We start from the raw sequence: 7,319 nt of genomic DNA, 5'->3' as shown, positions 1-7,319 counted from the left end.
ACGGCCATGCTGCCCGAGATGCAGACCAGGGCCGAGCTTTACGAGGCGATCGGGCTCAACGCCTTCGAGGCGCTGGACGCCTCGATCGCGCGCAGCCTGCTGCCCGCGCAGGGCTGAGGCATCGGGCGGGGCGGTCCCGCCCGACGACCGGCGGGGCGCAGGCGCCCACCGTCCCGCCGGTCCGTTCGCGCATCCGGCGACGCAAGCCCGGCGACGGCCCTATTGCGCCGCCGCCTGGGCCAGCGGCCATTCCTTGGCCACCATGGTCAGCACGTCGTATTGCGCCACGACCTCGCCCTTCTGGTTCGTCACCTGGCAATCCCAGCGCACCTCGCCATGGCCGGCGTTCTCGCGCGGGTTGATCTCCTTGCAGGTCAGCCGCACTTGCAGCGTGTCGCCGAAATAGACCGGGGTCAGGAAGCGCAGGTTGTCCACGCCGTAATTGGCCAGGACCGGGCCGGGGTTCGGCTCGACGAAGAGGCCCGCGGCAAAGCTGGCGATCAGGTAGCCATGCGCCACGCGGTCGTCGAAGAACGGGTTCGCCTTGGCCGCCGCCTCGTCCATATGGGCATAGAAGGTGTCGCCGGTGAAATGGGCGAAATGCTCGACATCCTCGCGGGTGACGGTGCGGGTCGCCGTGACGAGCTGGTCGCCGATGCGCAGTTCGGCCAGCGACTTGCGGAAGGGATGCTCGCCCTGCCGCACGTCGGCACCGGGGATCCAGCGCCCGGTGACGGCCGACAGCAGCCGCGGCGCGCCCTGCACGGCGGTGCGCTGCATGTAATGCTTGACGCCGCGGATGCCGCCCATCTCTTCGCCGCCGCCGGCGCGGCCGGGGCCGCCATGGACCAGCGGCGCCAGGGGCGAGCCATGCCCGGTCGAGGACTTGGCCGAGGCGCGGTTGCCGATCAGCACCCGGCCGTGCCAGGGCGCGGCGCCCAGCACCAGCTCCTCGGCGACCTTCGGATCGTCGGTAAAGACCGATGTGACCAGCGAGCCGCGGCCCATCCGCGCCAGGGCCACCGCCTCGTCCAGGTCGTCATAGGGCATGACCGTCGAGACGGGGCCGAAAGCCTCGACCTCATGCACCGCCCCGGCCGCGAAGGGCCTGGCGGCATACATCAGCACCGGGTTCAGGAAGGCGCCCCTGGCCGCGTCGCCCGAGGTCACACGCACCGCATCGGGATCGCCGGCGACGATCTCGGCCGCCGCCTGCAGGTCGCGGATGCGCTCGCGCACCTCTTCGCGCTGGTCCAGGCTGGCCAGCGGCCCCATGCGCACCCCCTCGTCGCCCGGCAGGCCGACGGCGGTCTTGCCCAGCCGCTCGTCCAGCGCGGCGATCAGGGCGTCGACCTGGGCGCGGGGCGCGATGACGCGGCGGATGGCGGTGCATTTCTGCCCGGCCTTGACCGTCATCTCGCGCGCGACCTCGCGCACGAACAGGTCGAACTCGGGCGTGCCCGCCACCGCGTCGGGGCCGAGGATGGCGGCGTTCAGGCTGTCCGCCTCCATGGTGAAGCGCACGGAATTGGCGATCACCGCCGGATGGGTCTTGAGCTTGCGCCCGGTCCAGGCCGAGCCGGTGAAGGTCACGGCATCCTGTTCGGTCACGTGGTCCAGCAGATCGCCGACCGAGCCGCAGATCAGTTGCAGCGCGCCTTCGGGCAGGATGCCGGTCTCGACGATGCGGCGCACCATCAGCTCGGTCAGATAGGCGGTCTGGCTGGCGGGCTTGACCAGGCAGGGCATCCCGGCCAGCAGCGTCGGCGCGATCTTTTCCAGCATGCCCCAGATCGGGAAGTTGAAGGCGTTGATATGCACCGCCACGCCATGCAGCGGCGTCAGGATATGCTGGGCGCTGAAACTGCCGTCCTTGGACAGCGGCTCGACATCGCCATCGGTCAGCACGCGGGCATTGGGCAATTCGCGCCGCGCCTTGGAGGCAAAGGTCAGCATGGTGCCGATGCCGCCCTCGATGTCCACCCAGCCGTCCGTGCGGGTGGCGCCGGTATGCAGGCTTTCGGCGTAGAATTCCTCTTTCTGCGCCATCAGCGCCAGGCCCAGGGCCTTGAGCATGCCGGCGCGTTCGTGAAACGACATGGCGCGCAGCCTTGGCCCCGCCGCCTCGCGGCCATGGGCCAGCGCGGCGGCAAAGTCGATGCCGGTCGAATCGATCACGGCCACCGGCTCGCCGGTGGCGGCGTCCAGCAGGGTCTGGCCGGGCTGGCTGCCGGGGGTCCAGCACCCGCAGACATAGCTTTCAAGACGGCGCGGAGTGGTCATTGGCGTTTCCTTGGTCAGTCTTCGTTTTGCTCGGGCGGCAAGGCCGCGCCCGTCGGGGAGCGCGGCCGCAAGCGCCGGTTCAGAGGCCAAGCGCGGCCAGATGTTCCGACACCAGCGCCTCCCAGCGCGCCAGCAGCGCCTCGTTCGGGCTGTGGCGCAGGCCGAAGCGCGCCAGCGTGTCATAGCGCGCCGAATGGGTCAGGCCGAAGCCCGCCGCGACGCGCGGCTGCCAATAGGCGATGGCGGCGCGGGCTTCCTCGCGCCCGGTCTCGGTCTGGGCGATCTGCTCCAGCCCCTCCAGGCCCAGCTCGGCATGGCGGGCCTCGCGCGGGGCGATCTCGCGAAAGACCTCGGCCAGCGGGCCGTAGGAGACGCGGGTCAGCTCGGTCATCTGCACCCCGGTCGCCAGCCCCTGGAGCACGTTCATCACCACCGCATCGGTCCAGCCGGCGATCGGATAGTGGAACACCGACAGCCGCATGTCGCCGGGCCGGCGCGCGGTGCCCAGATCGGCGTCGCGCGGGACGCGGGCGGCCCAGTCGTGGCTGGTCTGGTAGCGGGCGGCATCGGTGCCGAACTCGGCCATCACCCGCAGCACGCGCCCAGCATGGTCGGCCTTTTCCAGCGTGATGCGGCTGGCGGCGATACGCTCCTTGATGCCGGGGGCGAGGTTGATCGCATCGGCGAAGCCGGCCGAGGCGGCCAGTTCGCTGTCCACGAAGGACGACATCAGCCGCAAAAGCTCGCCGCGATAGCGGGCGGGCACGTTGCCGGGCGCGGTCAGCACGCCCCCCTGCGCCAGGTAGTCCTCGATATTCATGGTATCGGACATGGGTTCCCCTCCTGCGCCCGGATCATTCGTCATAGGTGACGACCACGCGGTCGCTGACCGGATAGGCCTGGCAGCTCAGCACATAGCCCGCGCGGACCTCGTAATCTTCCAGCGCGTGGTTCACCGCCATCTCGACCTCGCCCTCCAGCACCTTGCAGCGGCAGGTCGAGCAGACGCCCGCCTTGCAGGAATAGGGCGCGTCCATGTTGTTGGCCAGGGCCGCCTCCAGGATCGTCTCGCCCTCGCGCGGCATCTGGAAGGCGCGGGTGGCGCCGTCCAGCGTCACCGTGGCGGCCACGCCCTCGCCCGCGCCGGCCGCCTGGGCCGAGACGGGGCGGGCCTTGGCGCGGCCCGGCTGGCTGGAGGCGAACAGCTCGAACTTGATCTGCTCGTCGCGCAGCCCGTGGCCGCGCAGGGACGCCGCCACGGTCAGCATCATCGGCTCGGGGCCGCAGATGAAGGCGGTGTCGACCGCCTCGGCGTCCAGCCAATGCTGGAACAGCGCCGTCATCTTGCCCTCGTCGATGCGGCCGGTGAACAGGTCGATCTCCTGCCCCTCCTGCTCCAGCACATGGATGACCGAGAAGCGGCCGAGATAGAGGTTCTTCAGATCCTCCAGCTCCTCGCGGAACATGATGGTGTTGATCTGGCGGTTGGCATAGACCAGCGTGAACTGCGCCCGCGGCTCGCGCGCCAGCACGGTCTTGATGATCGACAGCACCGGGGTGATGCCCGAGCCGGCGGCAAAGCCCAGATACTGCTTTTCCGCCCCGGGCTCGATCGGGGTGAAGAACTTGCCCATCGGCGGCATCGCCTCGATCTCGTCGCCGGGCGCCAGGTTCTCGTTGGCCCAGGTGCTGAAGGCGCCGCCGTCGACGCGCTTGATGCCCACGCGCAGGGTGCCTTCGTCCTTGCCGGCGCAGATCGAATAGGACCGGCGCAGCTCCTCGCCGTCGAAGTCGCGGCGGAAGGTCAGGTATTGGCCCTGGGTGAAGTCGAACAGCGCGCGGTCCTCGTCGCGGGGGGCCAGGGTGACGACCACCGCGTCGCGCGTCTCGCGACGCACATCGGTGACCTTCAGCGGATGGAAGCGTGCCATGGGGGTATCCTTCCTGAAGCGGGGCGCCTTCTTACAGGCATTTGAAATAGTCGAAGGGTTCCAGACAGTCCTTGCAGCGATAATTCGCCTTGCAGGGGGTCGAGCCGAACTGGCTGATCTTTTCGGTATTGGTCGAGCCGCAGCGCGGGCAGGCGATGGTCAGGTTCGCGCCGCTCATGCGGGCGATGCGCCCGGCCAGAACCCCGTCCGCCGCCGTGCCGTCGATGGGCGGGGCGATGCCATAGGCGCGCAGCTTTTCGCGGCCCGCCTGGGTGATCCAGTCGGTGGTCCAGGGCGGGGTCAGCTGGCGTTCCAGCCGCAGCTTGTCGATGCCGTGGCTGCGCAGCGCGGTCTCGATGTCCAGGTTGATGATGCTGGTTGCGGGGCAGCCGGAATAGGTCGGCGTGACCCTGACGACCAGCGTGTCGCCCTGCCATTCGACGCCGCGGATGATGCCCAGGTCGGTCAGGCTGATCACCGGGATCTCCGGGTCGGGCACCTCGGACAGCCAGCCCCAGACCTGCTCGACGCTGGGATGGGTCGCAGCGGCCATGGGCTTTACCAGCTGGCGCCGGGATAGGCGCGTTGCAGGAACTGCATCTCGGCCAGGATATAGCCCAGATGTTCCGTGTGGATGCCCTGCTTGCCGCCCTTGTGCGCAAAGTCGCTTTCGGGGATCTGCAAGGTCGCCTCGCCCAGCACGTGGCGCAGCGTGGCGTCCCAGCCGGCACGCAGGCTGGCCGGATCGGGGGCGATGCCGCGCGCGGCCATCTGGGCATCCTTGTCGTCGCCCAGGAACATCTCGCCGGCATAGGGCCAGAGCGCGTCCAGCGCCTGCTGCATCCGGCGGTGGCTTTCCTCGGTCCCGTCGCCCAGCCGCACCACCAGGTCGGACGAGCGTTCCAGGTGATAGGCCACTTCCTTGCCGGCCTTGGCCGCGATCTCGGCCACGCGCGGGTCCGAGGATGCCGCCAGCCCCTTCAGCAGTTCATGGTGCCAGGCGTCGAACAGGAACTGCCGCATCAGCGTATGGCCGAAATCGCCGTTCGGACGCTCGCAGATCAGCAGGTTGCGAAAATCCCAGGCGTCGCGCAGATAGGCCAAGTCGTCGGCCGAGCGGCCCTGCCCCTCGACCTCGCCGGCAAGCCCCAGCCACAGCTGGGTCTGGCCGATCAGGTCCAGCGCCACGTTGGCCAGCGCGATGTCTTCCTCGAGCGCCGGCGAATGGCCACACCATTCGGACACGCGATGGCCCAGGACCAGGGCGCTGTCGCCGATGCGCAGCAGCGTCTCGAAGAACGCCTCCTGGCCCTCGTCGGGCTGGGGCACGGTCGGATGGGCCGGATGGGCCTCGGCCTGATGCCGGGCCAGTTCCGCCACCTGGGGCGTGGTCATGTCGGGCAGCGACGGCATCACATATGCCCCACTTCTTCGGGAATGTCGAAAAAGGTCGGGTGGCGATAGACCTTGGCGTTCGAGGGCTCGAACAGCGGCCCCTTTTCCGAGGGGCTCGACGCGGTGATCTGCGCCGAGGGCACCACCCAGATCGACACGCCCTCGTTGCGGCGGGTATAGACGTCGCGGGCGTTCATGATCGCCATTTCGGCGTCGGGCGCGTGCAGGCTGCCGACATGGCGGTGGTTCAGCCCGTGCTGGCCCCGGATGAAGACTTCCCAGAGCGGCCATTCCTTGGACATGGTTCTCTCTCCCTAAACTTGGTTGCGCCCCGGACCCGGTTGGCCGGCGGCGCCGTTCCTGGCGATTGCGGGCTTACTCGGCGGCCTGCGCGCGGCGGGCTGCGGCCTTCTCGGCATGCGCCATCAGCCCCTCGCGGAACCAGGCGCCGTCCTCCCAGGCCTTGACGCGGGCGCCCAGCCGGTCCTTGTTGCAGGGCCCGTTGCCGGCGATCACGTCGAAGAACTCCGACCAGTCCGGCTCGCTGAAATCGTGGCCGCCCTTTTCCTCGTTCCATTTCAGGTCCGGGTCGGGGACGGTCAGGCCCAGGTATTCCGCCTGCGGCACGGTCTGGTCGACGAATTTCTGCCGCAGCTCGTCATTGGTGTTGATCTTGATCTTCCAGGCCATCGACTGCGCCGAATGCACCGAATCCTTGTCCGAGGGGCCGAACATCATCAGCGCCGGATACCAGAAGCGGTTCAGCGCGTCCTGCGCCATGCGCTTCTGCGCGGGGGTGCCCTGGGCCAGCTTCATCATCACCGCATAGCCTTGGCGCTGGTGGAAGCTTTCCTCCTTGCAGATGCGGATCATGGCGCGGGAATAGGGACCGTAGGAGGTGCGTTGCAGCGGCACCTGGTTCATGATCGCCGCGCCATCGACCAGCCAGCCCACCGCGCCCATGTCGGCCCAGGTCAGCGTCGGATAGTTGAAGATCGAGGAATATTTCATCTTGCCGGCGTGCAAGAGCTCCATCAGCTCGTCGCGCGAGACGCCCAGCGTCTCGGCCGCCGAGTAGAGATAGAGCCCGTGCCCGGCCTCGTCCTGCACCTTGGCCAAGAGGATCGCCTTGCGCTCCAGCGTGGGGGCGCGGGTGATCCAGTTGCCCTCGGGCAGCTGGCCGACGATCTCGCTATGGGCGTGCTGGCCGATCTGGCGGACCAGCGTCTTGCGATAACCCTCGGGCATCCATTCCTTGGGCTCGATCTTCTCGCCGCGGTCGATGCGCTCCTGAAAGGCGATCTCCTGGGGGGTCATCTCCTCGCGGGCTTTCATCCCTTCGGATTTCACGAGTTGGGCATACATGGCAAACTTCTCCCTGGGTCAAACGCGTTCGAGGATCAGCGCGATGCCTTGCCCCACGCCGATGCACATGGTGCAAAGCGCATAGCGCCCGCCGGTGCGATGCAGCTGATACATCGCCGTCGTCACAAGCCGGGCCCCCGACATGCCAAGCGGGTGGCCAAGCGCGATGGCGCCGCCGTTGGGGTTCACATGGGCGGCGTCGTCGGGCAGGCCAAGGTCGCGCAGGGTCGCCAGCGCCTGGCTGGCGAAGGCCTCGTTCAATTCTATCACATCCATCTGGTCGATGGTCAGTCCCGCGCGCGCCAGCACCTTTTTCGCCGCCGGCGCCGGGCCGATGCCCATGAT

7 protein-coding genes and 1 pseudogene are annotated in these 7,319 nt (G+C 68.6%); all 8 read right to left on the bottom strand.

Annotated elements, in window-relative coordinates:
- Positions 1-219: 219 nt before the first annotated feature.
- Entirely contained in the window at positions 220-2,283 is a 2,064-nt protein-coding gene (paaZ, locus tag FE811_RS25145; RefSeq protein WP_140849232.1) for a phenylacetic acid degradation bifunctional protein PaaZ, read from the bottom strand.
- Positions 2,284-2,362: 79 nt separating this feature from the next.
- The gene (locus FE811_RS25140) at positions 2,363-3,115 is read right to left on the bottom strand and encodes a Phenylacetic acid catabolic protein (protein ID WP_036754386.1); all 753 of its coding nucleotides are present in this window, start codon (positions 3,113-3,115) and stop codon (positions 2,363-2,365) included.
- A gap of 22 nt (positions 3,116-3,137) precedes the next feature.
- Positions 3,138-4,214, bottom strand: a complete 1,077-nt coding sequence (paaE, locus tag FE811_RS25135) for a 1,2-phenylacetyl-CoA epoxidase subunit PaaE (RefSeq protein WP_072461248.1) — start codon at positions 4,212-4,214, stop codon at positions 3,138-3,140.
- 31 nt (positions 4,215-4,245) lie between these two features.
- A complete protein-coding gene (paaD, locus tag FE811_RS25130; RefSeq protein WP_036754391.1) occupies positions 4,246-4,767 on the bottom strand; it encodes a 1,2-phenylacetyl-CoA epoxidase subunit PaaD in 522 nt (173 codons plus the stop codon).
- A gap of 5 nt (positions 4,768-4,772) precedes the next feature.
- On the bottom strand, positions 4,773-5,627 hold the full coding sequence (gene paaC, locus FE811_RS25125) for a 1,2-phenylacetyl-CoA epoxidase subunit PaaC (protein ID WP_181180968.1): 855 nt from the start codon (positions 5,625-5,627) through the stop codon (positions 4,773-4,775).
- Positions 5,627-5,911, bottom strand: a complete 285-nt coding sequence (gene paaB, locus FE811_RS25120; protein WP_011751029.1) for a 1,2-phenylacetyl-CoA epoxidase subunit PaaB — start codon at positions 5,909-5,911, stop codon at positions 5,627-5,629. The genes paaC and paaB overlap by 1 nt, the downstream gene beginning before the upstream one ends.
- A 73-nt stretch (positions 5,912-5,984) precedes the next feature.
- A complete protein-coding gene (paaA, locus tag FE811_RS25115) occupies positions 5,985-6,974 on the bottom strand; it encodes a 1,2-phenylacetyl-CoA epoxidase subunit PaaA (protein WP_036754394.1) in 990 nt (329 codons plus the stop codon).
- 18 nt (positions 6,975-6,992) lie between these two features.
- Positions 6,993-7,319, bottom strand: a pseudogene (locus tag FE811_RS25110) (3-oxoadipyl-CoA thiolase); the annotation flags it as partial.

The organism is Paracoccus sp. FO-3 (assembly GCF_006386455.1).
In the GTDB taxonomy this organism is placed as follows: Bacteria; Pseudomonadota; Alphaproteobacteria; order Rhodobacterales; family Rhodobacteraceae; genus Paracoccus; species Paracoccus versutus.
This window is presented reverse-complemented; position numbering and strand designations above follow the sequence as displayed.

What these genes read in the sequence shown, in the direction of transcription:
- paaZ (WP_140849232.1), bottom strand. Translation starts at nt 2,283, where the DNA reads ATGACCACTCCGCGCCGTCTTGAAAGCTATGTCTGCGGGTGCTGGACC.
- FE811_RS25140 (WP_036754386.1), bottom strand. Translation starts at nt 3,115, where the DNA reads ATGTCCGATACCATGAATATCGAGGACTACCTGGCGCAGGGGGGCGTG.
- paaE (WP_072461248.1), bottom strand. Translation starts at nt 4,214, where the DNA reads ATGGCACGCTTCCATCCGCTGAAGGTCACCGATGTGCGTCGCGAGACG.
- paaD (WP_036754391.1), bottom strand. Translation starts at nt 4,767, where the DNA reads ATGGCCGCTGCGACCCATCCCAGCGTCGAGCAGGTCTGGGGCTGGCTG.
- paaC (WP_181180968.1), bottom strand. Translation starts at nt 5,627, where the DNA reads ATGCCGTCGCTGCCCGACATGACCACGCCCCAGGTGGCGGAACTGGCC.
- paaB (WP_011751029.1), bottom strand. Translation starts at nt 5,911, where the DNA reads ATGTCCAAGGAATGGCCGCTCTGGGAAGTCTTCATCCGGGGCCAGCAC.
- paaA (WP_036754394.1), bottom strand. Translation starts at nt 6,974, where the DNA reads ATGTATGCCCAACTCGTGAAATCCGAAGGGATGAAAGCCCGCGAGGAG.